Source organism: Nitrosomonas sp. (assembly GCF_019752095.1).
Classification (GTDB): domain Bacteria; phylum Pseudomonadota; class Gammaproteobacteria; order Burkholderiales; family Nitrosomonadaceae; genus Nitrosomonas.
The window spans coordinates 270,627-295,636 of record NZ_JAIEMO010000003.1 but is presented as its reverse complement, the minus strand read 5'-3'; the positions used below and the strand labels follow the sequence as shown (position 1 = coordinate 295,636).

General features: G+C 44.9%; 26 protein-coding genes. 24 read left to right on the top strand and 2 right to left on the bottom strand.

Annotation, left to right across the window (positions count from 1 at the left end; all coding sequences use genetic code 11):
• Position 1: 1 nt before the first annotated feature.
• From K2Q13_RS01615 to K2Q13_RS01505, 23 genes are all read left to right on the top strand, one after another.
• On the top strand, positions 2–646 hold the full coding sequence (locus K2Q13_RS01615; protein ID WP_292918898.1) for a hypothetical protein: 645 nt from the start codon (positions 2–4) through the stop codon (positions 644–646).
• Between the two features lie 5 nt (positions 647–651).
• Complete coding sequence (locus K2Q13_RS01610) at positions 652–1,167, top strand: DnaT-like ssDNA-binding protein (RefSeq protein ID WP_292918897.1); 516 nt, start codon at positions 652–654, stop codon at positions 1,165–1,167.
• Positions 1,167–1,565: a hypothetical protein gene (locus tag K2Q13_RS01605; RefSeq protein ID WP_292918896.1), complete on the top strand. Its 399-nt coding sequence runs from the start codon at positions 1,167–1,169 to the stop codon at positions 1,563–1,565. The genes K2Q13_RS01610 and K2Q13_RS01605 overlap by 1 nt, the downstream gene beginning before the upstream one ends.
• Positions 1,565–1,987 carry a hypothetical protein gene (locus K2Q13_RS01600; RefSeq protein ID WP_292918895.1) on the top strand — a complete coding sequence of 141 codons (423 nt, stop codon included), beginning with the start codon at positions 1,565–1,567 and terminating at the stop codon, positions 1,985–1,987. The genes K2Q13_RS01605 and K2Q13_RS01600 overlap by 1 nt, the downstream gene beginning before the upstream one ends.
• Before the next feature lie 20 nt (positions 1,988–2,007).
• Positions 2,008–3,549 (top strand): phage tail tube protein, encoded by a 1,542-nt coding sequence (locus K2Q13_RS01595; protein ID WP_292918894.1) that lies wholly within the window; start codon positions 2,008–2,010, stop codon positions 3,547–3,549.
• Between the two features lie 110 nt (positions 3,550–3,659).
• A complete protein-coding gene (locus K2Q13_RS01590; RefSeq protein ID WP_062559554.1) occupies positions 3,660–4,091 on the top strand; it encodes a hypothetical protein in 432 nt (143 codons plus the stop codon).
• A gap of 212 nt (positions 4,092–4,303) precedes the next feature.
• A complete protein-coding gene (locus K2Q13_RS01585; protein WP_292918893.1) occupies positions 4,304–4,426 on the top strand; it encodes a hypothetical protein in 123 nt (40 codons plus the stop codon).
• The gene (locus K2Q13_RS01580; protein ID WP_292918892.1) at positions 4,427–4,873 is read left to right on the top strand and encodes a hypothetical protein; all 447 of its coding nucleotides are present in this window, start codon (positions 4,427–4,429) and stop codon (positions 4,871–4,873) included.
• 3 nt (positions 4,874–4,876) lie between these two features.
• The gene (locus K2Q13_RS01575) at positions 4,877–9,181 is read left to right on the top strand and encodes a tape measure protein (protein WP_292918891.1); all 4,305 of its coding nucleotides are present in this window, start codon (positions 4,877–4,879) and stop codon (positions 9,179–9,181) included.
• Between the two features lie 9 nt (positions 9,182–9,190).
• Positions 9,191–9,655, top strand: coding sequence for a D-Ala-D-Ala carboxypeptidase family metallohydrolase (locus K2Q13_RS01570; RefSeq protein WP_292918890.1), 465 nt, complete (start codon positions 9,191–9,193; stop codon positions 9,653–9,655).
• 2 nt (positions 9,656–9,657) lie between these two features.
• The gene (locus tag K2Q13_RS01565; protein ID WP_292918889.1) at positions 9,658–11,112 is read left to right on the top strand and encodes a hypothetical protein; all 1,455 of its coding nucleotides are present in this window, start codon (positions 9,658–9,660) and stop codon (positions 11,110–11,112) included.
• Complete coding sequence (locus K2Q13_RS01560) at positions 11,112–12,371, top strand: tail fiber domain-containing protein (RefSeq protein WP_292918888.1); 1,260 nt, start codon at positions 11,112–11,114, stop codon at positions 12,369–12,371. Before K2Q13_RS01565 ends, K2Q13_RS01560 begins: the two co-directional genes overlap by 1 nt.
• Positions 12,355–12,741, top strand: coding sequence for a hypothetical protein (locus K2Q13_RS01555; RefSeq protein WP_292918887.1), 387 nt, complete (start codon positions 12,355–12,357; stop codon positions 12,739–12,741). The genes K2Q13_RS01560 and K2Q13_RS01555 overlap by 17 nt, the downstream gene beginning before the upstream one ends.
• Positions 12,728–13,567: a hypothetical protein gene (locus K2Q13_RS01550; RefSeq protein ID WP_292918886.1), complete on the top strand. Its 840-nt coding sequence runs from the start codon at positions 12,728–12,730 to the stop codon at positions 13,565–13,567. The genes K2Q13_RS01555 and K2Q13_RS01550 overlap by 14 nt, the downstream gene beginning before the upstream one ends.
• Positions 13,564–13,791, top strand: a complete 228-nt coding sequence (locus K2Q13_RS01545; protein WP_292918885.1) for a hypothetical protein — start codon at positions 13,564–13,566, stop codon at positions 13,789–13,791. The genes K2Q13_RS01550 and K2Q13_RS01545 overlap by 4 nt, the downstream gene beginning before the upstream one ends.
• Before the next feature lie 6 nt (positions 13,792–13,797).
• Positions 13,798–14,193: a Mor transcription activator family protein gene (locus K2Q13_RS01540; RefSeq protein WP_292918884.1), complete on the top strand. Its 396-nt coding sequence runs from the start codon at positions 13,798–13,800 to the stop codon at positions 14,191–14,193.
• Positions 14,194–14,259: 66 nt separating this feature from the next.
• Positions 14,260–14,511, top strand: a complete 252-nt coding sequence (locus K2Q13_RS01535; RefSeq protein WP_062559565.1) for a hypothetical protein — start codon at positions 14,260–14,262, stop codon at positions 14,509–14,511.
• An 86-nt stretch (positions 14,512–14,597) separates the two neighbouring features.
• Positions 14,598–14,921 carry a hypothetical protein gene (locus K2Q13_RS01530; RefSeq protein WP_292918883.1) on the top strand — a complete coding sequence of 108 codons (324 nt, stop codon included), beginning with the start codon at positions 14,598–14,600 and terminating at the stop codon, positions 14,919–14,921.
• On the top strand, positions 14,842–15,462 hold the full coding sequence (locus K2Q13_RS01525; protein ID WP_292918882.1) for a hypothetical protein: 621 nt from the start codon (positions 14,842–14,844) through the stop codon (positions 15,460–15,462). The genes K2Q13_RS01530 and K2Q13_RS01525 overlap by 80 nt, the downstream gene beginning before the upstream one ends.
• Positions 15,459–15,920 carry a hypothetical protein gene (locus K2Q13_RS01520; RefSeq protein WP_292918881.1) on the top strand — a complete coding sequence of 154 codons (462 nt, stop codon included), beginning with the start codon at positions 15,459–15,461 and terminating at the stop codon, positions 15,918–15,920. Before K2Q13_RS01525 ends, K2Q13_RS01520 begins: the two co-directional genes overlap by 4 nt.
• A gap of 2 nt (positions 15,921–15,922) precedes the next feature.
• On the top strand, positions 15,923–17,905 hold the full coding sequence (locus K2Q13_RS01515) for a hypothetical protein (protein WP_292918880.1): 1,983 nt from the start codon (positions 15,923–15,925) through the stop codon (positions 17,903–17,905).
• Between the two features lie 2 nt (positions 17,906–17,907).
• Positions 17,908–19,077: a hypothetical protein gene (locus K2Q13_RS01510; RefSeq protein WP_292918879.1), complete on the top strand. Its 1,170-nt coding sequence runs from the start codon at positions 17,908–17,910 to the stop codon at positions 19,075–19,077.
• A 143-nt stretch (positions 19,078–19,220) separates the two neighbouring features.
• Complete coding sequence (locus tag K2Q13_RS01505; protein ID WP_292918878.1) at positions 19,221–21,455, top strand: hypothetical protein; 2,235 nt, start codon at positions 19,221–19,223, stop codon at positions 21,453–21,455.
• A gap of 820 nt (positions 21,456–22,275) precedes the next feature.
• Here K2Q13_RS01505 and K2Q13_RS01500 read toward each other — a convergent pair.
• Entirely contained in the window at positions 22,276–22,410 is a 135-nt protein-coding gene (locus tag K2Q13_RS01500; RefSeq protein WP_292918877.1) for a hypothetical protein, read from the bottom strand.
• 410 nt (positions 22,411–22,820) lie between these two features.
• Here K2Q13_RS01500 and K2Q13_RS01495 point away from each other — a divergent pair, with 410 nt between their 5' ends.
• Positions 22,821–23,036: a hypothetical protein gene (locus K2Q13_RS01495; RefSeq protein ID WP_292918876.1), complete on the top strand. Its 216-nt coding sequence runs from the start codon at positions 22,821–22,823 to the stop codon at positions 23,034–23,036.
• Between the two features lie 47 nt (positions 23,037–23,083).
• Here the strand turns inward: K2Q13_RS01495 and K2Q13_RS01490 are convergent, their stop codons facing one another.
• Positions 23,084–24,805: a diguanylate cyclase gene (locus tag K2Q13_RS01490; RefSeq protein WP_292918875.1), complete on the bottom strand. Its 1,722-nt coding sequence runs from the start codon at positions 24,803–24,805 to the stop codon at positions 23,084–23,086.
• Positions 24,806–25,010: the final 205 nt, after the last annotated feature.

Below are 25,010 nucleotides of genomic sequence, written 5' to 3'. Positions count from 1 at the left end.
CATGGCTAAAACCACTACTAATCAAGATTCAGTTGTAGGAACCCAAGAAGATAATAAAAGCTTGCCAACTACCGAGCAATCCTCGGCACTTGAAGCGGAAGCAAAGGCGAAAACTGTTGCAGAAGTTGAAGCCAAGGGATTGGCGGATGAAGCAGCTGCAAAAGCTAAAGCAGAAGCGGATGCGAAAGCAGCTGAAGAAAAATCCAAGTCTGACGCTGCAGCAGCTGCCAAGGCAGAAGACGAAGCCGAAGCAAAACGGCTAGAAGAGGAAGCAGAAAATGCAAAGCAATTGGATATGTCTCTTCCTGCTCGTAAATCTCGTGCTCAGGATGCGCTTGATGAAGCATTGCAGGCACAAGAGCGTATCAAAACGATTGTTTCCGAAAGAACCAAAGTGTTGGATGCGCTGATTATTGAGGAAAGCAGTCTGGTGGATAAAAATCCAATGTCTGAAATTCAATTTTATCTCAACCGCCAGAATCGCAAGCGTGAAGAAAAAGCTGAGAAAAAGAAGGCAATGCTGGAACGCGGACTTGATCCGGATGAATTGATTAAGGCGCTTGATACTCGTGCGCCGATCGATCAAAAGGGCGGTTCTGGCCGAAAACAGGATCCTCGTTCTGTTCGGACAACAGCGGCTAAATAAGCACAATGGCCTTGATTGTAGAAGATGGAACCGGCATGGCAGACGCTAACTCATACGAAAGCGTTGAAAATGCCGATGCCTATTTTTCTGCCCGTGGGATTACGGAGTGGTCCGGTATTCAGGCAGTCAAGCAAGCTGCTCTGATAGTTGGAACCGAATATATCAATATTAAATGGCGCGGTAGATTAAAGGGAAAGTTACAGTTTCCTGATACGCAAGCACTTTTATTTCCCCGAATCAATTTGTACGACGAAGAAGGTCGGGCGCTATCGGGATTGCCAAGGGATCTACGCGCTGCTTGCTGCGAATACGCTTTAATCTCAATTTCACAAGTATTAATGCCAAACCCTACCGTCGATAGCAGCGGGAGGATTCTGATCGAGGAATCGGAAGGCACGGGACCGCTAACCGAAACTAAAAAATACCAAGTAGGGTATCTATTAACCAGACCATACCCCAAAGCGGATTCATTGATGACCGTATTTTTGCAAGGCAGTGGCTCCGCCACTTGCTATGTGTGATGGATTACGCTGCCAGATTAGCCAAGGTCAAGGCAAGAATACGAGCTAAAGGCCGACAAATCACGCTATCAACCCTTAATCCGGATAGCGCGATCGAAGGTAAACCTTGGCGAAGTGCAACAAACCCGCGCGATCCTGAGAATACGATCCGCACAACCATTTCAGCTGTGAATATTCCGCTTTCATCGGCCAGTAGTCTAGGTATTCGCAGCGAAACAATCGAACTCTACAAGAATACCAAGAGCGTTTTTATTGCCGAGCCGGGCGAGGATACCCCGGAAGATTTTGATCAATACCATGTCGTGATTGATGGCGATCAGGAATCGAAGATCAGTTTTATTGAAAAGCTTAAACCGGCAGACACAACGTTGCTTTATTACATCGGGGTTGAGAGCTGATGACCACGCAACAGCAAGCTGCTGACGCGATATTTGGAGCTTTCAATACTGCCTGGTCAGTCAATGCGAATTATCCAGCTGTCTGGCCAGGGAAGACCCCTGAAGTTGAACCACTCAAGCAAACGAATCCTTGGGCATTTGCGAATATTGTTCATGAAGCCGGGAAACAATTAAGTCTTGCGGGGGCTGATGGAAAAAAACTTTGGGGAAGAAAAGGCCGGTTTAACTGTGAAATTTATGTGCGCATTGGATCCGGTACTGAGGAAGCCTACACATTGGCCAGGAGTGTCGAGCTTGCTTTCTTGGGGAAAACCATTGACGGAGTTGTGTTCCGATCGATCCAGCTCAAAGAGATGGGAAATCACGGGGACTGGTTCTTGATATGCGTGTTTGTTCAGTTTGAATACGACGAAGTTATTTAATCAAGTGGAGGTGCTGAAAAATGGCAACAAATGTAAATAAGATCGATAGCAATATCACGGGGCTTCGGATAGCTGAAGAAGAAAGCATCAATGTGTTGCCAGTCACGCCAAACTGGGTGCCAGCCGAACCCAACGATTATGGTGATATTGGAGCCAAAATCACGACTCTGGTTCGTAACCCGATTACTGACGGGCGCCAACGTAAAAAAGGTGTTGTAACTGATCTGGAAGCGTCCGCAAGCTTCGGTTCGGATTTCACCCAAACTAATTTCCAAGAGTTGTTAAAAGGCGTGTTTTATGCCAACTACCGGACCAAAGCGGAAAGATCGGATATTCCTTCGGTCACAGTCAATGGCGGTGATGACACTTACGAACTTACCAGCACTACCGGATTCCTGGTCGGCTCCCTTGTTTTCGGTTCCAAATTTACAAACGCAAGTAACAGCGGATTGCATCGCGTAACAGCTGTTGATCCTGGTGTGTCCATTGCTGTGGCGGAAACATTGACTACTGAAGCTTCTCCGCCTGCGGATAGTAAGCTGGTTGTGGTCGGTCATCAATTCGCATCCGGGGACATTACTGTGGACGTCAGCGGATCATTGCCAAAGCTGGTATCTGCTGCTTTCGACATGACAACGCTCGGTTTAAGTGTGGGCGAATGGATTTATATTGGCGGCGACGAAGAAGCTCAGAATCCATTGAATGCGGTTAATTCCGGATTTAAGAGAATCCGCTTAATTGATCCAGATTTTTTAGAGCTGGATAAATCAGCCAGCACCATGGTTACGGATGCCGGTACCAGTAAAACGGTGCGGATTTATTTTGGACGCAAACTGCAAAATGAAACCGGTGTGAATATCGTTCGTAAAACATACCAGCTCGAATTATCACTAGGCGCTCCGGATACCGCTCAGCCTTCACAAATCCAGGCGCTGTACATGAAAGGATGTTTGGCAGACAAACTCGATATCAATATCGGCACTGCTACCAAGATTACCAACAACATTAGTTTTGTTGCTACTGACTCAGAACCTAGAAAGGCTAGCGATGGATTGAAATCGGGCAACCGGCCAACGTTGGAAGATTCTGATGCCTATAACACCAGCTCGGATGTGAAGCGCATCAAGATGGCAAAGGTTTCTAATACAGATGAGGCCGCAGCGAAATTCTTTTCATTCGTTACGGATTTAAATCTATCCATATCAAACAACCATAAACCAGCCAAAGCAGTAGGCGTTCTGGGGGCATTTGATATCTCCGCCGGAACCTTCGCGGTTACTGGTGATGTGACAGCATACTTTACCGACATCGAAGCCATTAATTCAATCCGCAATAACGAAGATATCACGATCGACGCAATTGTGGTGAAAGACAATGCCGGTTTTGCAATTGATCTTCCACTGATATCGCTTGGCGGTGGAAACCCGAATATTCAGCTGGATGAGGCGGTGAAATTGCCATTAACCATGGATGCGGCAACGGCAGCAAGTATCTCGCCTGATCTGGATTACACGGCATCAATCACGTTCTTTGATTACTTGCCGGACGTGGCAGAGGTATAACAAGCATGCTGGATATGGGGCTAATACTGTTCTTAGCGTGTAACCCCCATATCGCGGCATATTTATTAATTGTAGTTTTTGGTAGTTTTTGCTTATCGGGAGAAATAATCATGAGCATGTACAAACAATTCGGCACTGACAAGGAACTAGAAAAGAAAGGTATCACATTGGATTACGGCACATTCCGCATAACCGCAGCGCGCGCCGGTAGTTCAAACAGTAAATTCGTGCGCACTCATGAATTTCTCACCAAACCGGTTCGACGTTTGATTGAGCAAGAAATTTTGCCGGTGGAAAAAGAGCGTGAAATTAATCGCCGACTCTACGCAAAAGCGGTTGTTCTGAACTGGGAAGTTCAGGATGAAAAAGGCAAATGGAAGCAAGGGATAGAAGGTCCTGACGGATCAATACTGCCATACACCGAAGAAAACGTGATTAATGCGTTCGCTGATTTGCCTGACTTGTTCACTGATTTTCAGATTCAAACCAACAAAATGCAATTGTTCCGGATCGCAGACCGGGAAGCAGACGCAAAAAACTAGCAGATGTCCTGCTTTACACGCTAAAGCAGGGCAAATCAGAAAAAACAATTATTGAACAGTGCGTAAGGGAGGGTAGGGAGCTTCCTAAAGCAATAAAGAATGCACCTGTTCTACTGCGCGGACTTGAGTTGTTTTTAGTTGCGTTTCACCGGCTTGATACATGCCGCACTGCAAGTTTCGGGGGGATAGGCAGCATTTCATGGATGACCATCATGGAATACTGCGATCGGATAGGAATTACGGATCAAGCTCAACGTGATGACATGGAATATCACATTAACGAGCTTGATTCGGCTTATCGTGAATGGGCTGAAGCGAAAAGGAAAAGCAAGTAAATGGCTGACTTCGGTGATTTATCAAAGAAACTGAGGGAACACGGCGACACGATCTTGGTTAATCAGAATAAAAAAACCATTCGTGTCGCTCTTGCTGTTGATGCTCTCATTGTAAAAGCTATGCCGGTCGATACAGGTCGCGCCAAATCCTCTGTGGTGGTAACTGTCGGAGAATCATCCTCCTCAGAAATTCAAGCACCATACTTTGCAGGAAAAAAGGGAAGCACAGCCGGGGCGAATGCTCAGGCCGCAATTGCGCAAGCTGAAAGTGCGCTGCAAGGCAGAGAGTTTGGTCAAGAAATTCACATCAATATCAACCTCCCGTATATCGACGATCTTAATAAAGGCTATTCGCCGCAAGCAGCTGCGGGATTCATTGAGCAGGCCATAAGGGATGGAATTGCAACTGAAACAGGCGTTGAAGCTTCCCTACTAAAGCGAACCTAAAAAGTGACTACCGAAAATTACGATATTGTCATCAATGAGCGCGGCGGAAGAACCGTCAAGCGTACTCTGGATGATATTGCAGATAGCGCCAAAAGAGCCGCCGACAGCCTGGGCGGGATGGGTCTGCAAGGGGATAATTTTGTAGCCAGCCTGAAGCGACAAGCGGAAACATTGGGTTTTACTCGTTCGCAATTACTATCTTACGATGCTGCACAACTCAAATTAAATGCAAGTCAAAGGGAATCAGTAAATGCCAGCATCAGGCAGATCGACGCATTCGATAAAGCCAGATCTGCTGCAAAAAGTAATATCGATGTTATTGGTACGCTAAAAACTCAAATTATTGGCATTGCTGCGGCTTATGTATCGTTCCAGGGTGTGATTGGTGGCGGTCGCGCAATTCTGGATGCCTCAATTGCAAATGAAAGGTTCACCAATTCTTTAACCCTCGGAACCGGATCAGTTCAGGCCGCAACTAAAGAGATCGCATTCCTGCGTGAAGAATCGGATAGGCTTGGTTTACAGTTTTCATCTACCGCAGAACAATACGCAAAACTTGCCGCTGCTTCAAAAGGTACTCAATTAGAAGGTCAGGCAACCCGCGATATATTTATCGGTGTTGCGCAAGCTGCAACGGTTCTGGGATTATCCGCTGACAATACCGGCGGCGTGTTAACCGCTGTCCAGCAAATCATCTCAAAAAATAAGGTTTCCACTGAAGAACTGTTACAAATAGCGGAACGGGTGCCGGGTACGTTCAATACCGTATCCAGAGCTTTAGGCGTTACCGGACAAGAATTAAGCAGCATGTTGCAGAAAGGCGATCTTCTAGCTTCTGACTTGCTACCAAAATTGGCTGCTGAATGGCAAAGAACGTTTGGACCTCAATCCAGTGAAGCTGCCAAGGGACTGAATGCGCAAGTCAATCGCATGGACAATTCCTTGTTTGATTTGAAGCTTTCCATCGGCAGGCTTGGATTAATTGACGTATTTTCCAGCGGCATTGATTTTGTCACTAAATTTGTATCTGTGATAGATAGATCCACCGATGCAGTGGGTAGGCTGGTTGCTAAAACCAAACAATTACCATTTGTCGGCGGTGCTATCGATTCATTCCTGGATTTCTTGCCAACCGGCCCCAAAGCATTAAGTGGATTAGTTGATTATCTTGATAAAGAAGTTTTGCCGAAACCGGCGCCAATAGATACCACGCTAATCGCACCGGAAAAAATTAAGAGCATTGTTACGCCAAGTTCCAAACCTGAATTACCAAGAGAGGTTTTGCAACAACTCAAGGCTGAGGCAAAAGAGCGGGAAAGATTATCTTTACAACGCCAAAACGATGCTAAACGAGAGGTAGACAGCGCTCAAAAGGTTATTGATTCCCTGAAACTTGAATCAAAAGAAATCGGTTTAAATGCAATTCAGAGAAAAATGCTTGCCGCTGCAAATGCTGCGTCTAAAGCTCCAAACGAGAAACTTCGATTGGAAATCATGGCAAGCGCGAATGCATATGCGCAACTTTCTCAAAAACAGGAAACCGCGCTAGCACTTGAAAAAGATCTGCAAAGGGTTAAATCACTTACTGAATCTGTTGCCAGCCCACAAGAAAGACTCGCGGCCACAACTCAAGAACTCGATCGCTTACGGCAAGCCGGATTGTCACAAGAAACCTACAATCGGGTATTGGCCAAAACCAATGATGAATTATTCAAGGTAAAAGAAACCGGACGCGATGTATTCGGAAGCTTGGATCAGTTTGCAATCCAAGGCGCGAGAAATATCCAAACTTCACTAGCCAATTTCCTATTCAATCCCTTTGATGACGGTCTTGAAGGGATGGTGCGCGGTGTTGCGGATGCTGTTCGCAGGATGATTGCTGAATTTGCGGCGTTTAAGATTCTTCAATCATCGGGTATCGCATCACTATTCAATTCAGGATTTGGCGGCGGTGCATCATCCTCTGGCAACAGCGCGGCAAACTTCCTCAACATAGCAAGTCTGGGCAATAGCTTAAAGTCAGGTTTGCGCAGCGGGTTTGGTATTCCATCCTTGGTTGGGCGTGGATTGTCTATGCTGCCAGGATCGGTGGGGGCATTTGGAGCTGGTTTGGCTGGAACCGGCGCCGGAGTATTTAGCGCTGCCGGGGGTGCGGGGACGGCATTTATCGGCGGCGCTGGTACCGCAATCGGCGGTTCAGGAATGGGTGTTGCTGCTGGATTAGGTTCATCTGTTGCAGCTGCTGCGGGACCGCTTGCGGTGGCGGCGATCGCGGATGTCGTATTCAGAATGCTTGCCGGTAATAAATCAACAGGTAGCAAAATTATTGATTCTATTCCTGTGATCGGAAGCCTGGGTGCTTTACTGTTCGGACACGGGCCGCTTAAATTCCGTCAGGAAGCACTCATAGGCAAGGCATCCGGAGAAGGTTTTGACGGTAGAGTTACTGACGTTTTCCGAGCAAAAGGCGGACTGTTTGTTGGTAATAAGCATCGTGAGCAAGCCTCACCGAACGAGGCGGCATTCCTTGATCTATTTGATAACACGCTAAAAGGGTTCGGCACTTCTGTCAAAGGATTCGCAGACAATCTTGGACTGAGCACAGATTCAGTAACCAATTTCTCCAAAGAAATTGACCTGAGATCGGAAAAAGGCAAGCGCTTAACCGAAGAAGCGGTTCAAGAATTACTGGATAACCTGGGCAATGAAATTGCCGGGGGCGTTCTGGCACAAATCGATGTCATAGCAAAATCCGGCGAGACGAATATCCAAACGCTCTCACGATTGAGTGCAGAGTTCGATGTGCTGAATACTGCTGCCTTATCCACGGGCAGATCATTGAAAGAGGCGCGTGATGCAATTCTCAGCCTTCCTGCTACATTCCGCACGGAAGTTGTTGATCAATTAGGTGGTGTGGATGCGGCTGGCCAGAAAATTGGATTCTTCATCGATAACTTCCTGAGCGATACCGAAAAACTCAAACCAATGTTTGAATCATTGGATCAACAAATGCAGAAACTTGGATTCTCTGCATCGATCACGCGCGATGATTTCACGAATCTGATTAAGAGTGTTGGAAGTGCCGGAGGCATCACCAAAGATCAATATATTGGTTTGCTTGGGCTAATTGAGCAATTTGATCAGGTTGATAAACTGCGCGATAAATTATCACAGAGCACTAATAGCCTGGTTGAAAGAGAGCGCAATCTGTTGGATATCAGAAATGAGCTGACTTCCACTTACCAAAAAGAGCGATCAGAACTTGAAGGCACGATATCCAAATTCAAGGATCTTGCCGGCCAATTGAGAGATTTCCGGCAAAGTTTATTGCTTGGAGAGTTATCGCCTTTAACCCCACGCCAGAAACTTGATGAGGCGAGACAACAATTCAACGAAGTGCGGTTGAAAGCAGCCACCGGCGATCAAAACGCGCTGGCGAAATTGCCTAATGTGGCGCAAGAATTCTTGAAGGCCAGCCAAACCTACAATGCATCTTCTGCTGCGTTTGTCAGTGATTTTAATTTGGTTCAGAGCGTTCTCAAAAATGCTGAGGGCGTTGCACTTTCCCAAGTGGATATCACCACGCAGCAACTAAAAGCGCTCGACGACAGCGTAGTCAATCTGGTTGATATTAACCAAAATACCAAAACCACTGCCGATCTGGTTAAAGAGTTGGTTGCCACAAGTTTGAAGGGTGCGGGTAATCCATCAATATCGACACAACAAATCAAGGATTATTTGTCTGCAAATCCTGGGTTGTCGCCGCAACAAATAGCCAATACAGCCACAAGATTTGGTTTATCTAAAGATCAGCTTGTAGGTGCGGGCATTGGCGCGGAAGCAATAAACAATTTTACCGGCGGGGCCACGGTTAGCGATAAACAGATTATCGATTTCGTAAATGCCAATCGAAACAATCCGATGGCGATATACAACGCCGCGCGCGCCAATGGAATTTCATCCCGAAGATTATCCAGCGTGTCCGGAATATCCCTAACCGACATTGAAAAATTTGTTCGGGATAACGGATTGCAATCATTTGCACGCGGTACCGACTTTATTTCTCGAAGTGGTTTGGCCATGGTTCACCGTGCTGAAGCCATTGTTCCATCTTCTACCACGGATGAAATCAAAAGATTGAATGACAAAATTGAACGCTTGCTTGCTGAGCAAAACATCCAAACCGGAGACTTGATAGCTGCAACCGATATCACAAGCAAACAAAACGCTCGCGCTATTGCTGAGGCAATGGCAGAAATTGAAAACCGTAGGCAATGGGATAACCGAAGCATGCCGAATGTTGCATAAGGAACGGCTATGGATTTGAGAACAAAATTATCACCTCACTTCACGCTTGGTGAGCTTATTCATTCTGACACAGCGGTGGCTCGCGGAATCGATAACACACCGCCTGATGAAGTTATCGAAAGACTGAAAATAGTTTGCTGCAGGATTCTTGAACCGGTGCGCGATCATTTCGGAAAGCCATTCACACCTAATAGTGGTTATCGATGCCCGGAATTGAACAAGGCTATCGGTAGCGGTAATACATCACAGCATATTCGCGGAGAGGCGGTTGATTTTGAGGTGCCGAGTATTTCAAACTATGACCTGGCTACTTGGATATCTACCAACCTTATCTACGATCAACTGATACTCGAGAATTACACTCCGGGCATTCCGAGTTCCGGCTGGGTGCATTGCTCAATCGTTAGCGGGAAAAACCGCATGCAATGCCTGACGATTAAAGGCAAATCTCGACAAGTGGGATTGATAGCTTAATTATGGCAGTTAATTTCACAGCCTGGCTACAAGACACAACCGCGATCAGGTGCATTCTGGTCGAGGCTGTATCTAATATTGCAGGCGTGGATACAACGCATTACTCGTCTACAAAAGCATATATCGACGAAACAAATAATCGTATTTATGAGCCGATTGTTTCAGCGAATTCTATCCAGTTAATAGAGCGCATGAGCATAGATTCATCGCCTTCGATGTCGTTTGGTGATGTGGAAATTTATAATTTAGCTGGTTCTTTGGATATCTGGTTGACCTACATTTGGGTAAACAAGCCAATAAACATCTATGTCGGTGACGTGCGCTGGTTGCGCTCCGACTTTGTGACAATATTCAGCGGTACCATTGAAGATATTGATAGCCGATCAGCGCAAACTCTGAATATTAAAGTCAGGGATAAGCTGCAAAGATTAAATACGCCCATTACAGAAACAAAACTGGGTGGATCAACGCCCAATAAAAACGAGATTATTCCATTGTGTTTCGGTGAATGTTTTAATGTTTCGCCGTTATTGAGCAACCCGGCTACGCTTGAATTTCAGACACATCAATCCGCCATAGAAGAAAATCTTGAGGTTCGTGTCAATGGCGTTCCTGTTGGACTGGTTAATGATATTGCGCATGGAAAATTCACACTTCCTGTACAACCTTTTGGCAAAGTAACACTTAGCGTTCAAGGCGATAAACCTGCATCATGGAATACTACAGTTTCATCGATTATCCAAAGAATCGTACAAAATTACGGTGGTGCCAACAAATTCACTTCCGGAGATCTGGATTCTGCCCAATTATCGGCCTTCGATTCAGCACATCCTCAGCCGGTTGGGATTTATATCAGTGCGCGTGAGAATACCCTAGGCATATGCAACCAGCTTGCGTCCAGCGTTGGTGCGCAGTTAGTTATGTCCCGACTCGGGAAATTGCAGTTACTAAAACTTGAACTACCGGCACCCGGCACCCCTTTTGATATTGGTCCGGATGATATCTTTGAAAACACAATCAGAATTTCCAGGAAGTTGCCTGTCAAGGCGGCATTCAAAGTTAATTACAATAAGAATTGGACTATTCAGCCAGAATTGCTGACCGGGATTCCGGAATCACATAAGAAAATCTATGCGACTGAATACGCAAGCGTAACTGTAGAGGATGCCACAGTAAAATCAAATTACGCGCTTGACAGTGAGCCCATACCAATTGATACCTTGCTGCTTACTGCATCGGATTCAATCAATGAGGGTAATAGATCGCTTAATCTTTATAAAACACCTCGTTTTGTAATTACTTTTGTCGGGAAACCCAGACTTGTTGAATTATTTCTTGGTCGAGCTGTGACATTGACTTATCCGCGCTTCGGGCTAGATTCCGGCAAGGACGGTCAGGTTATCGGACTGTCCATAGACTGGTCAACCCTGTACTCGCAGGTCGAGGTGTTTGTGTAATGGCCGCGATCCTCAACGATCTTGATGCTTTCCTGCAAGCTGATACTCCACGCACAGTTTCCGTCAATCTTGGCTCAAATGTCAATGTCAACGGTACGCTTGGCGGCACCCCAGTCAATACTGTCGTTACAAATGCAGCAAACGCAGCTGCGCATGCCTCTTCAAGTGGAAATCCACACAATGTTAATCTTACCCAAATATCTGGTGATCTGGATGATATCGCGGATGGAGTGACCTTTTTCCGTACAAACGCTAACCAAGTTACCGGTGCAGGCAGGGGGTTCAATGCACTGAATTCAAGTAGTGAATATATCAAGTCTCTTAAAAGCACTCAACTCACAGTTGTTGGCAGCAATCCTGCAAATGGTTGGGTAGGCGATGCCAATGGCATCAGAATGTACCAATCTAGCGTGCTAATGGTAAATATACCGGTTTCAGGCAACCCAAGTTTCGGCGGAGATATTGTTGGTGGTGGCGATATTTCCATTACTGGATACGGTAGCTTTACCGGTTCGGCAACTTTGGGCGGCAGGCAGGCATCTTTGCACGCAAACTTGAACGGCACAGCTGATAATGGGGTATCGGCATTTTCCGGAAACGGCTCAACTGACTCCGGATTGAAAGGATCTTCCTCCACCGGATATGGCGTCTTTGGAGAAGGAACCGGCGTTAATGCTACTGGCGTAAGAGCAACACACGTAGCTGGTGGCGTAGCTCTATATGTTGGCGGTCGAATGACCATGACAAATACCACGATGGTTACAAACCTGAACGCCGACATGGTTGACGGAAAACATGCATCGGCATTATGCAACATTGTTCCATGCAACACTGGAACGTGCACGGTATCTGGGAATGGTTTTAATTTGAATGTAACTGGCTCTTTGGCGGCCACAGTGAGAACGAGAGGCACGTCTAATTTTGCTTATATCGAAAATATTTCTGACGCCAGACTTAAAACAGAAATAGAACATGAATTTTTGGGTTTGGATTTCATTAATTCACTTACCGCAAGAACGTTCAGAATGATTGAAAATCCAGAGTTGCTTGCGCACGGATTGATATATCAAGAAGTCGTTAAATTATTGAGAAATAGAAAAGACTCGTTAGCCAGCCTGAATAATGACGGAACCGGCGGAGTTGATTACAACGGCATGGTTTCTCCCATCATAAAAGCAATCCAGGAACTATCAGCAGAGGTTAATTTATTGAAATCCGGCAAACGTAAAGGGAGGGTTATAGATGTCCAGAAAGCGTGAAGTGATACTTGATCAAGATGAAGACATTGTGGCTTATGAGCACCATTTGCCTGGTCTAATGGTTCGGGTAATGGTTGGATTTGGCACGATCATGCCGGATGGTGAGTTTAAAGCTGCCGAAGAACAGAACTATGAAAATTTCATCATCCAAGGCGTCGGTTATGACAATCTCATGGCCGCTACAGAAACCAAGCCTGCCGGCGTGTTCCGAAAGGAGGATTTATGGCAATTCGTAGACCTGGGACGTGCGAACGTTGTCGCCGAGCGCGAAAAAATCATGCAGGAAAAAATCAAGAAAGAAGCCATTGCCGCGGCGATAGCTAAAACTGAGCTTGAATTGGAAGAAGCTAATCAAAATGTCAAATCTTAGAATATTGTACAAAAATATTTTTGATTCCTACAGCGGCATATCGATGGCATCGGGAAGCCAAGCTATCGGATTCGGATTGGCAAACATGAAGGACGACACCAAATCAAAAACCTTCAGATCAACAAATTTAACGAACCCAAAAATTAGGGCAACCTGGGCAAGCGCTCAGGAAATCAGTGGCGTAGCGTTGGCATTTACAAACCTGATTGCGGGATCCACTTTCCAGATCACACTTTATGATGACCCAGCTGCCGGAACGTTGCTACATGATACCGGAGCGATTCCGGTTACTTACAATTACGACCCTCCGGTTGGATTTGATTCTATCGGATCGGCTTCATTTGCTTACGGCGGCGGAGCGCACGTCTCTGCTTTCTTTAATTCCGTTTCAGGTGTTGAAAGAATGGAGATTGAATTAACCAGCGCGGGTAATCCGGACGGATACATTGAAATCAGCCGAATCATTGCCGGTAAATTTTGGGAACCGAATGATAATGCTGATTATGGCGCAAAAACGGATTTCATCGATACCACAACTGGAGTTAGAACTTCTGCTGGCGATCTCGTAACAGATCGAGGAACCATTACCAGAGTGATGGAGTTTTCCACGCAAGCGATGGATTCTCAGGATAAAGCGGCACTCAACAATTTATTCAGATCGATCGGCAAAAGCCAACCTTTGTTTATCAGCCTTGTTCCGGGCAACGGGCCCATCACGGAAGAACAATTATCACAACAAATATACGGCAAATTTGATATGGATTTATCTGTATCACTGCCATTCTTTCAACGTTATAGCTCATCAATACGGATTATAGAGTTATGAAAAACTACTTTACACCAAAACGCAGAAGATCGGATCGTACTGAAGATGCATGCCCTATGACTCCCGAGCAGATCAGAATATTGATGCAGGACGTTGCGGATATAAAACGGTATATGTTTGCTGGTCGAATAGTGGTCGGTACACTTGTTGTCATTGGACTATCGCTTGATTGGGTGCGAGATCACGCTATCGTTATTCGTGCATGGATATTGCCGGATAAATAGCATCTCATGACGTCAGATATCAACATCTCATTGCTGCCCAAAACCCTGCAAGAAATAGCGCAGGAAATCGGCATTTCTGACACGCTGAAACTCGTGCGTCACTATGGCGGTACCAGCGTATATATACCGCGAAAGCTCAAAGTAGGGCATGAGTTGATTGCCGTTCTTGGCATCGATTCAGCCACAAAAATTTGTGAAAAGTTCGGGGGTTATGACAGAATAGAAATCCCTAAAGCTCAAATGTTAACCTTAGAGTTAAGAAATATTGAGATACTCAACGACAAGAAAGTTCTCAGCCGATCAAAAGTTGCGCGCAAGTATGGTTTAACAGAGCGCCAAATCTCTAAAATTCTCCACAGAAATAAACATTCCCAGGCAATAGAGCAACCCGCTTTATTCTAGCAAATCATCCACGGGAACCGGTTCCCGCTTATCCATCAAGATCAGCAGTGCCATCATTCCTTCCAAATGGAAGGTATCAAAACATTATCCGCAAAATTTCATAGCCAATTCGACGACCACAAACTTTTTCGTCGACTTTTAATGCTGTTCATCTGCTTCATGACCTACTTAGTGACGGTGTGGGCTTTTGAGTTTGCTAACAATAATGCCGAGCATGTTGATGGCCTCCAGCTTGCCGCGATCATCACAGCGGTACACGCACCAATTACCGCTTTAACCGGGTACTTATCGAAATTGTACTGGGAAAAATCCAAGTGAGAAAACACAAAAAATATTTCAAGGAAATCTGCCTTCTTGAAATACATGCATCTATCAAACGGCAGGAATATTTAATCGGAGCACTTATGACTAAAGTAAACGACCTGGCTGCAAAAATTGAACAAGTAAACGCGCAGCTTCATAAAGCCAAGGATGAAATTATCAATGAAGTGACGGTGCTGAAAGATTCTCTTCAGAACGTTGAAGTTCCTGCGGCTGCTGAGGATGCATTGAACAACTTGGCCGCAATTGCTCAAGCTCTGGATGATTTGAATCCAGATCAGGTGGAGGAACCCACCGACCCACAGCCTGTGGAAGAAGAGCCAGCTGGTGAAGAAGATCAATCAACCGAAGAAGATCCAGCTCCCGGTGAAGGTCAATCAGCAGATCCAGATCAACCACAAGAATAATAAAAAAATGACTCCCTCTCCCGCCCTTATTAAAACCGTCCTCATCGCCATAGCTATAGCCATTGTTCTGTCATTAGCGGCAATCATTTCTTACAAAATTTATGAGAGCGGGAGGTTGTACGAGCGGAATATCTGGCAGGAAGACAAAGCCAAAACCGAAAAGGAAGCGGCAGAGGTATTGACACAGGAACAGGCCAAGTATGACGCAGCATTGCTTAAACAAAAATCCGATTTGATAGGGGCATTCAATGAATCTGAAAAACTTCGCAATGATCTTGATCGTGATCTCGCTGAGTCTCGTAAACATCGCATGTACGTCACCACCCAAAAGCCAGCGGGTTGTAGTGACCAAGGAAAAGCCGCAACCGCAGATTCCAGCGGAATTGGTGGAACAGGTGAGGAAGTTTACTGGCAAGAACTGGATCCAGGAGCAGAACAGGCTATTCGGAATACCTTCCGAGAAATAGAGGAAGGGAAAAACGCTTGTAAAGTTTTGCTTGATAAATTTGCGCTGCCAAATATGGAGATTGTTTTTCCATGAGATCCGAGCTCTGCTATCAAGGCGGTTACAAATACCTCCTTCAGAATCGCTATTTCGTACAGACTCAGATTTTTCCTGCTGAGGATATCGTAACCGAATACATCACGCTGCTTAAATCCGGCCTGATGATTATCGAGCGTCGATATGCTTGGGACGGTCCAAGCGGCCCGGCGATCGATACACCTAGCGTAATGGCGGGTTCGCTTGTCCATGATGCCGGATATCAACTTATACGCGAAGGTTATCTACCAGAATCATTCAAGGCTGAATTCGATGCTTTGCTTAAAAGAATCATAAAAGAAGATTCTTGCCTGGATAAATCCCATTTTCAAAAACTTCGATGCGCAATCAATCGCATCCGTGCTGAATATTTTTACGATGCTGTGGAAATTTTCGGTACCAATTTCCTAAGACAGCAGAAAAAAACAATCCGCCTTAAACCGGGCGTGGAGGTTTGATTATGGTCACTAAAACCCAAAAAGCAAAAGCCACTAGAAAACTCGATATCTCACCTTCCAGACTGCCGGTGCGTGGTCGTACGGCTGCTGTCCCTTTGGGCGGCGGTAGCGGTGCTAGTTCTTATACGTACATCCGGTATGCTTCAGATGCATCCGGGTCTGATTTTTCGGCTGATCCGGATAATTCTTTACAGTATGTTGCTTTCAAGACTACATCCACCAAATTAGTAAACCCTGTTGCTTCTGATTTTGATGGCCTATGGTTCCATTTCAAGGGCGATCCTGGTTCGGAGATCAATACTGTTCTGCATGGGACTGTGGATCCAACAACCGAAGGCAATAACGGCGATCATTACATCAATACCGCTACCGGATATTTCTTCGGGCCCAAGGCATCCGGCACATGGCCAGCTGGGGTCAGTATGACCGGACCTCCGGGAGAGGGTTTGCCGGGAGCGCCGGGGGCAGATGGAAAAACGATCATTTATGGAGTAGGCGCCCCCGATGAAGAAGCGGGTGCGGATGGTGATTCGTACATCCGCACGGATACGGATTTTATTTATGGCCCTAAAACCGGTGGAGTTTGGCCTTCCGGTAGAAGCTTGATAGGACCTCCCGGTGAATCCGGTGCGCCTGGTGTAAATGGAAACACGATTCTGTACGGTACGGATGCGCCAACCACTGAGGGCGTTGATGGTAATTTCTATATCCGGATTACCACAAACATGATTTACGGACCGAAAGCGGCAGATACTTGGCCAGCAGGCGTGAGTTTGGTCGGTCCTACTGGCCCCACGGGTGCGAAGGGCGACAAAGCCGGATATCCATTCTTGTTTAGCACCAACACGAATACGGGCGCAAATCCTGGATTACCTTATTTCCGGTTTAATAATGCCAATAGCTCCGGTACGACTGAGATAGCTTTCCACAAAGTCACATCGGATGGTTTTGACATGACTGACACCTTCGGGAGTTGGGAAGTGGGCGGAAGGCTGTATTTCGAGCAGCGCGATGGAAATAAACGCGCCACATTCGGCATAACAGACATTCAAGCCAATGCCAATCACTGGGAATTCGGCTCGGCATTCCTGTCTGGGGTAAATTTTGCAGCAAACGACGTTGTGTCTGTCACTTATTTCGATTCTGCTGAGACTCAGATTTATAACAATCTATCTGATCCGAATCTTCCGCCAGCGAGTGCGAATCCAACCCTTGCGGTAATTCTCAACAATATCAGCGGAAATCCAACCGGCAAAAAAGCCATAGCGGTGTCAGATGGTACTTCAACCTACGACGGCGTAGGAAGGATGGTTATCGAGCATGACAACGAAACGCATGCGCTTGTTTTTCCGAATACCGGATTGACCTGGACCGCAAGCGATGTCGGTGGATTCGTTAGGTTAACAGCAAACGCTGCGCACGGTTTAACGAGTGGTGTTTGCGACAATAAAGCCAAGCTACATATCGGCACCGCATCAACTAGATTTGCGCAAAATGATTTATTGTTTATACCTACTGGCGGCATTGTAAGCACCACAGTTATCCAAACAACCTTCCCATGGCCGGGTGGAACACCTGCAGCACCTCTTATTTCTGATGCTGGCGATACGGTTCAACTAAAGCCAACAATAATTCCAATATTAAGAAATAACAGCCGCATCATTGTTGACGCGAATTTTATAGCTTCCGGAGCCGGTAATAAAACTGTGGTTGCTAAGTTTGGAGGTAGTGATATTTTTACTCCAGCAACAATCACAACAGCTGTAAATCTTCATATTCCAATTGAAATTTACAATAAAAATTCTACGACAGTTCAAGAAACTCGTGCCGGGATAGCTTCCGCCAATGGTATTGGAACAAGCGCAGCGCCTCCAGCGCTGGGGGTTAACACTACAGTTGAGACCAACCTTACTTTCCATTTTTCATCCGCTGCTGTAAACGAGCTTATAGGCATCCGCAGCCGGTTAATCGAGGTAATCCATTAATTATGGCAATCGCATTATTCTCCAGACCAAAACGCAGAATTGTACGGAATGTAAAGGATGTATTTATTCCCGGATTCGGTATTAAGTTTCCTCGTTCCGCTTATAACAATGCTGATAGTGCCGGAGCATCAAGTTTTGGCGGCACAAATGGCCTATTAACCAGGCTCACTAATAATCCAAATTGGCGATTCGTGCAGTTTGATTTATATCCGGGGCATATAACCCAAGGCCCGGGGGATTATGGTAAGAGCAATCCAAATAGCCCATTAAATAAACTCAAAGGCAGAATTGCAACGCTTGCTGCGATGGGTGTCAAATCCGGCTTAATGTTCGTTCAGCGTGAATTTGATGTGTCTGTGGGTAATGACGTGCGTCAATTGCTACCGGCGCATCTGGTTTCTTCTCGTGGGACATGGAATGGTGCGGGTGGTACAACTGTTCATACCATGTATGAGGGATGTCTAGGCATTGAGCCAGGGGCCGCCCAAGGAAGTGGATCTAGGGGTTATACATTCCAATACAGTAACGCCATGATTCAAGCCTGGCATCGGGAATTCTTTGCGGCAATGGCGGCAGAGTTTGATGAAGATCCCAATATCATGTTTGTCGGTACAAGCGAATCCAGCTACGGAACCATAAGCGTACCTTTCAACAGCGGGGCCAATAATCCGGAAACGGTTGCTAGCATGCAATCAGGCCGGATTCAAATGGTCAAGGATCTGAAAGCTGCTTTCAGAAAAACAGGCGTTTATCATGATATGAATCATTCCAAAGAATTAGCATTTGACTGGTACACAAACAACGTGCCAGCTCAAAGGGTGTGGCTTAGCGCGAGTAACACGCACTGGAATGCATCCACAAATATCGCCGCGTCAGGGAATAATCCAAAAGGAGCTTTGCGTTATTACCAGGATTACTCTGGGATATTGCCCAAGTTCTGCCAGTGGCAGGGCGATGACATGAATGAGATCAACCCGGCAACCGGCGTGTTGCATACCATGCAGGATTTCCATGATCGTCTCACATCGGCATATATCGGCGCAAATATGTGCTTGATCCAATACAAACTAACCGCGCCCAGCGGTAATGTCTTTTCTGATTATGATGATTTTATCAAGACGCTTCCGTTAAACGGTGGTTTGGTTTCTACTCGCCCAACTTTCGTGGTTTAAACAATAATATGGCGATAGGATTATTTTCCCGCCCCAAGCGCAGATTAGCATTCCTTGAGTTCGATATTAATGTGCTTCCATTCAATGCTCCGCTTAGCACCTTTGAAACCAATACTCTAGTAAGACAGGAGATAAAAAGTCCGATGCCGGTAGTCAACGGTATGTCTTTGGCCATTGATCCCGTTATGGCAAAGTTTCAACCAGGCATTCTTAACGGTTACATTGATCCCACTAAATACCCGTTTTTTGCTGATGGATCGGGCGCGACAGACTCAACGACAGCGCTCATAGCATGCGGCGAATATGCGCGCAAGAATTTTCTTGTGGTTAAGTTGCCGAAAAGTTCCAGATTTAAGATCAGCAATACGATAGATTTGCTACAAGGCACGTATCGACGCGCAAGCGGATTAACAGTTTCTGATGGTATTGCATCCTGTTTAATGTGGATTGGTGAGCGCGGCGGGAATATGCCGGAAATATTTCTCGCAAATGGCACTTCTGGTTTCTCCACGGCAGGAACGCCTAAGAGCATGATTCATTTCTGGGGGATCGGCGGACATACTGACTTAACAGAGGACGAAGCCGCTTTATACAATGCCGGGATTGAGAACATAAAAATAACTACCGGAACCAATGCTGGTGCGATCGGGGTTGAGATTCGTGGAGCTCAAGGGTGTTACATTCATAATTGTTTGATAGATGCCACCGGCGGCCTATCCTGTGAACAAGGTTTGATCGGAAGCGGAAGTTCTATAGTAAATACTGATTTTATCGGCGGCAGTTATGGCCAGCGTGGTACCGGCGTATCGCGCCGACCGGTTCCAATATTTGCCGGGTGCAGGTATTCCGGGCAGTCTGTTACTGCGATCAACTTTTCCAATGATGATTCAGAAACGGTATCGATTACGGGTGTGAGCATAGTCATGGCCGCAAGCGCTACTGGTCCGGCAATATCAACATCCGGGTTCTCATCGAATACTGGGTATTTACTTATCACAGACTGTTCTATTGATTTCACCACGCAGAGTTCCGGCAATGTTGCCATATCCTCGAATCGCAGTATTAAACTGCTTAATGTTTGGGTGAGGGGAGCGGGTAAAATCGTGGATTTCTCCGGAACTGCAAATGATATTGATGCTGACACTCCGATAAGCGGATGGACCTGGATTAAAGAAGCGACAATCTGTATTCAGCCGCCCACCAAGGCGTTAACGAGTGGCAATGTTCAATTCAACATGGTTCGCTGGCACAATGGTTCTAGGCTGGGTTATTCCAATACATTAACTCGCGGAGCCACGGGCAATACACCGCCTTCCGATTTGATCAGCCGTCATCACTGGGGTAGTGAAATGCTGTATCCGGATTCTGTCGGGGTTGTGAACGCGAAAACTGCTGCAAAGAATTTAGGCTACACATTGACCGGCAACGGAACCACGGATGATTATATTGCTGCGCAGGCGGTAATTTCTGCGCATGCCAAAGTTTTCTTCCCGAAAGGATACTATGCCCATGGCAAGATTCTCACTCTGCGGCCTGATAGCGTTATTTTAGGTGTATCGCGCAATCTTACAGTGTTCATTCCAAAAAACTTCACTGGCGGGGATTTTACGGTACCTACTGCTGGTAATTATGGGATGGTTACTGCTAATGATTCTGAATCGAAAACAATACTGTCAGATTTTGCTATCTGGTGTCCGCAAAGCCAGGGCGGGAGTGCAGGATTAAAATGGCTGTGCGGTGATCGGTCGATGTTTAGAAATCTGAATATTGGGCAGTTCAATATCAATGGATTCATCGGAGATAGCACTCAAAAACGCTTGCCTGTGATGCTGATTTCCGGAGCTAATGCAGGCGGAAGATTTTGGGGTATGAGTGAAATACTACTACTTAATCAGCGTAGCGTGACTTATGCCATGCTGAAGATCGAAGATACAGTATTGCCTATCCGCATCTATGGAGCCAACCTTGAGCATGCCAATGAAGGCAAATGCGTAATCTGGATGACAAACTGTGACAACACAACCATATTTGCACTAAAGCTTGAATCCGATCATGGAACGGGTAGGGAATCCCCTCAAGTCATTGCCGATAATTGCTCAAACATGGGATTGCTTGGCTTTGGTGGTATATTCGAGAATGCTATTGATGACGGAACGGCGAATCCACCGGCATCTGTTGAATTAAATCTGTGTAGCAATTATGCAGTATCGCTCATTATTGATCGGATGAATAACACCCTTAAGCATTTGGATACGATTGCTGTTACTGAGCAAGTCACTTCCGGCAATTATGTTCATACCAATAAATTGGATCGTCCGGCCCAATATAGTAGAGGTACTTTTGATTGGACGAATCTGACAATACCGAGGGTTAATTGAATAGATGCAATAATTATTTCAAAGAGAATTAATATTTCTACAGGCGAATGTGGTATAAATTACAGGATAGTTTTTCAGGTTTTTGGAAAGTATTCACGATTTATTTACGCTACATCATACTAAGACTATTCATTGACAAGGCTTTTGGATTCCTCTTCTGGGCACCATAAACAACAACTAATAGACTGAATGTTAATAGTAAATTTTCTGAAACAGAAACTACTATAGCTTAAACTATCCTATCCTAAAAAAGTCAACCGAGCTTTTTGAATAAAATTCTAGTTCTCTTCTAATATCAAGTTTGATCTTATATCAGATTGCTGATGTTTTGTGCTTTTTCCGCATTAGCCAATAGGTTTATCCCGCCGCAAGTAGCGGAAAATTAAATCTGCGGAGATTAAAAGTGGCATTCAGAAGGCAGTACAGAACGTCCATTGACACGGTGGCAATTACAGCTTAATAGCCTATTATATTGTACTCACTCTGCGCTTTATCAGTGTCCTCAAGAAAAAATTGACTGTTATGATTTCTGCCCGATCAAGAGAGGGCAGTGGTATGAACTTCAGAACACTTTCAGTAAAAACAACAAGCTGGTTGATTTTGACAATTATGTTGGTATTTCAGAGTCTGCATCCATTCAGCGGTTATGAATGATTCAAAGTGAGGCAACATATAATCAAAATAGAGCGTTAAATGTTGGTCCGGACAACATTGCGAGTTCTGTACCGCTATAGACATCTCACCGACGTTTCTATCTTGGAAAGTTTCGGAGGTGCTACAAGACACGCTGGGTAAACTAGTACAGATTTTCCAATTGGTTCTACTCGGATGCGGAGTCCTTGGATATGCCTCTGACCGGAGCAGGAACGCGCATGATATCAACAATTACATCGGGTGAATAGCTATGGATTGTTGTTCCCAAATAGGCTACTTTATTAACGCGACTAGGTGACATTTTATAGGTCTTGCCATACCGTAAAGTAAGTTAAATATCGCGAACATAAATCTCGAAATTCCTGGGCATGGCTAAATCCCAAAAACCTGCAATATCTTGACTTCAATGGTAATTCATCAACGGCTTGTCTAACAACCCGCATTGTATTTCACTGCAAAACAATGTGATGATGGATCTTCCGCGTTCAATGGCGCAACTTCTTTACGACTTCATGCATAAAATACTAATCAGATCCTTGTGGTAAGGCCATGAAGAATCGCAAGTTCAATGAGCTTGCAAACCGTTGAACAGGCGGGAAGTCTTTTATATTCCAAAAATATCAGGATAAATGATTTCTAATCCAGAATTTAATTTATATGTCGTTATGATTTACTGGGCACATTCCCACCAAACCTACGAGGAGGTTTATCATGATGAAAAATAAATCATTATCTAATAGTATTAACGAGATAGATCCTGTGTCTATAGATTTTGATGACGAGGATGCGCTGGCTGATGGCATGATTCCAGATAGTCGCATCGTCAAACTTATCGATGAATTGGAAACTGGTGATGATGATTTTGACGCTGCAGAAGAATCTGGAATCGCAATGAAATCTTTGGGGTTTCACCAATACTACGAGTGAAGGAGAAATACACTTTAGAAGGTCATGCTGATATTAAGGTGTTTTTATCATTGGTATTGTTTCTGATCAGATAGATCTGGATAGACACAATTACGCCCTTTTTTCTTAGCGTGATATAACTGCCGATCCGCTTGCGCGATTAATTCATTCAGAGATACGTTGGTATTCTGAGTGGTCGCAACGCCAAAGCTTGCGGTGAATGAGAGCTTCTCTTCCTTATTAGTAGTGATTTGAATCGCCGTAATTTTTTTGCGCATCCTGTCCGCAATGGCTATCGCATCCGCCAATCCTGTTTCCGGCAGAAAAATAAGAAATTCTTCACCTCCCCAGCGTGCCAGAATATCGCCACTACGTGCTTCTTCTTGTATTGTTTCAGCCAATTGGGCAAGAACACGATCACCCAGAGGGTGGCCATAATTATCATTCAACAATTTGAAGTCATCGATATCGAGTATAATTACCGAGGTATAACTTCTATTGCGTAAACTTACAGCCCACATTGGTTGCACAAATTTGTAAAAGGCTCGTCTGGTATTTAAGTTAGTTAACAAATCAATATCAGCTATTTTTTCAGCTGTCAGCTTATCTCTTTGGGTGATGTTAAAACGTTCAGCAAGTGCCAGTGCCAGTAAAATCGCATCCGCCACTATTCCAATTTCTGCGGCCCGGTAAGTAAGCCAATTGTAAGGAATGAAGCCCCATACCGCATTAGCTGTAATAATGCCGCCACATATTGTAAAAATCGATGCCAAGAGAAAATATTGGGTAAATCTGTTTTCTGTTCGCAGAGAAATGACACCTAATATGACAGCAACGATATAGAAATAAAATATAAAAAACAATGAGATGAATAGTGCTGCTACAAATTCATCGGCCAAGACTGCGATCAGTGCTAATACGCTGAAGCCGAAGCAACTGAAAACGATCAATTGATATATACGAGGCCTGGCAATTTTGATATTTAGGAAGTTCAATGCAAATGCGATTCCACTTAAAGTACATGCTACCATCAATACCGGATTGGACCATTGCTGCCAGTGCGGTGAATCAGGCCATAACCATTGATAGCCATGACCGGTATATGCAGCATTAAGTAGCAGAAATAATAAGAGATAGAGTGAGTAAAAAAGATAGGGACCTGTGCGTAATCCGATATGCAGCATAAAATTATAGGCAACTAACGCCAAAATAACTCCGTATATCAATCCGTAGCTATATGCTTGCAGTATACTTCTGTTAACTATTTCTTCTGCGGTAAGGAAATAAATGGGTATAACCATCGCATCGCCGGTTTCAACGCGAATTAATACAATAGTGTCACCAGTTTCAAAATCATGCTCGGTAACAAAAAATCGATGGCTAAACGGTCGTTGCGAAAATAATAAGCTATCACCGAGATGATAGCTGTTAACTAATTGGTTTCCCTTGAGATAATAAACATCAATCTTGTCCAGCCAGGAGGTTTCAAACAACAAATTTCGAAGCACAGTGTCATGCGTATTATTTCTAACGTGGGATGCGAGCCATACAGGTTTTGCGCCGATGCCAAAATTAAGCACGGAATCGTTAGATTGAGAAAAATGACCATTTTTGAACGCATCATATGCACTTTGCATACTAAGGAAGGTATCTTTATGTTGATAAATTTGAATATATTGACCAATTGGTTCTTTGTATTTTTTATTAATATCAATATCTTGTGCGTTTGCCAGCAAGCTCCAGAATAAACCTACGAGTATTACCGCTAGCCATACGGATATGTTTTTCATAAACTGCTTGTTTGCAATATCCAAGGATAAAGAGTAATAAGTCGTATTGGACAGATGAAGCTCATGTGATCTTAAGTTTCATAAGCAAATACACGAGATGTATAATAAAGAATTATACTGCTTCTCTGTAAAGCAAAAAGCAAAGTCGTTATTTTTTTATATCGTGAAAACAATTAAGACAAAAAATTTGAAGAATAGAACGTCT

What these genes read in the sequence shown, in the direction of transcription:
- K2Q13_RS01615 (WP_292918898.1), top strand. Translation starts at nt 2, where the DNA reads ATGGCTAAAACCACTACTAATCAAGATTCAGTTGTAGGAACCCAAGAA.
- K2Q13_RS01610 (WP_292918897.1), top strand. Translation starts at nt 652, where the DNA reads ATGGCCTTGATTGTAGAAGATGGAACCGGCATGGCAGACGCTAACTCA.
- K2Q13_RS01605 (WP_292918896.1), top strand. Translation starts at nt 1,167, where the DNA reads ATGGATTACGCTGCCAGATTAGCCAAGGTCAAGGCAAGAATACGAGCT.
- K2Q13_RS01600 (WP_292918895.1), top strand. Translation starts at nt 1,565, where the DNA reads ATGACCACGCAACAGCAAGCTGCTGACGCGATATTTGGAGCTTTCAAT.
- K2Q13_RS01595 (WP_292918894.1), top strand. Translation starts at nt 2,008, where the DNA reads ATGGCAACAAATGTAAATAAGATCGATAGCAATATCACGGGGCTTCGG.
- K2Q13_RS01590 (WP_062559554.1), top strand. Translation starts at nt 3,660, where the DNA reads ATGAGCATGTACAAACAATTCGGCACTGACAAGGAACTAGAAAAGAAA.
- K2Q13_RS01585 (WP_292918893.1), top strand. Translation starts at nt 4,304, where the DNA reads ATGGAATACTGCGATCGGATAGGAATTACGGATCAAGCTCAACGTGAT.
- K2Q13_RS01580 (WP_292918892.1), top strand. Translation starts at nt 4,427, where the DNA reads ATGGCTGACTTCGGTGATTTATCAAAGAAACTGAGGGAACACGGCGAC.
- K2Q13_RS01570 (WP_292918890.1), top strand. Translation starts at nt 9,191, where the DNA reads ATGGATTTGAGAACAAAATTATCACCTCACTTCACGCTTGGTGAGCTT.
- K2Q13_RS01565 (WP_292918889.1), top strand. Translation starts at nt 9,658, where the DNA reads ATGGCAGTTAATTTCACAGCCTGGCTACAAGACACAACCGCGATCAGG.
- K2Q13_RS01560 (WP_292918888.1), top strand. Translation starts at nt 11,112, where the DNA reads ATGGCCGCGATCCTCAACGATCTTGATGCTTTCCTGCAAGCTGATACT.
- K2Q13_RS01555 (WP_292918887.1), top strand. Translation starts at nt 12,355, where the DNA reads ATGTCCAGAAAGCGTGAAGTGATACTTGATCAAGATGAAGACATTGTG.
- K2Q13_RS01550 (WP_292918886.1), top strand. Translation starts at nt 12,728, where the DNA reads ATGTCAAATCTTAGAATATTGTACAAAAATATTTTTGATTCCTACAGC.
- K2Q13_RS01545 (WP_292918885.1), top strand. Translation starts at nt 13,564, where the DNA reads ATGAAAAACTACTTTACACCAAAACGCAGAAGATCGGATCGTACTGAA.
- K2Q13_RS01540 (WP_292918884.1), top strand. Translation starts at nt 13,798, where the DNA reads ATGACGTCAGATATCAACATCTCATTGCTGCCCAAAACCCTGCAAGAA.
- K2Q13_RS01535 (WP_062559565.1), top strand. Translation starts at nt 14,260, where the DNA reads ATGGAAGGTATCAAAACATTATCCGCAAAATTTCATAGCCAATTCGAC.
- K2Q13_RS01530 (WP_292918883.1), top strand. Translation starts at nt 14,598, where the DNA reads ATGACTAAAGTAAACGACCTGGCTGCAAAAATTGAACAAGTAAACGCG.
- K2Q13_RS01520 (WP_292918881.1), top strand. Translation starts at nt 15,459, where the DNA reads ATGAGATCCGAGCTCTGCTATCAAGGCGGTTACAAATACCTCCTTCAG.
- K2Q13_RS01515 (WP_292918880.1), top strand. Translation starts at nt 15,923, where the DNA reads ATGGTCACTAAAACCCAAAAAGCAAAAGCCACTAGAAAACTCGATATC.
- K2Q13_RS01510 (WP_292918879.1), top strand. Translation starts at nt 17,908, where the DNA reads ATGGCAATCGCATTATTCTCCAGACCAAAACGCAGAATTGTACGGAAT.
- K2Q13_RS01505 (WP_292918878.1), top strand. Translation starts at nt 19,221, where the DNA reads ATGCCGGTAGTCAACGGTATGTCTTTGGCCATTGATCCCGTTATGGCA.
- K2Q13_RS01500 (WP_292918877.1), bottom strand. Translation starts at nt 22,410, where the DNA reads ATGTCACCTAGTCGCGTTAATAAAGTAGCCTATTTGGGAACAACAATC.
- K2Q13_RS01495 (WP_292918876.1), top strand. Translation starts at nt 22,821, where the DNA reads ATGATGAAAAATAAATCATTATCTAATAGTATTAACGAGATAGATCCT.
- K2Q13_RS01490 (WP_292918875.1), bottom strand. Translation starts at nt 24,805, where the DNA reads ATGAAAAACATATCCGTATGGCTAGCGGTAATACTCGTAGGTTTATTC.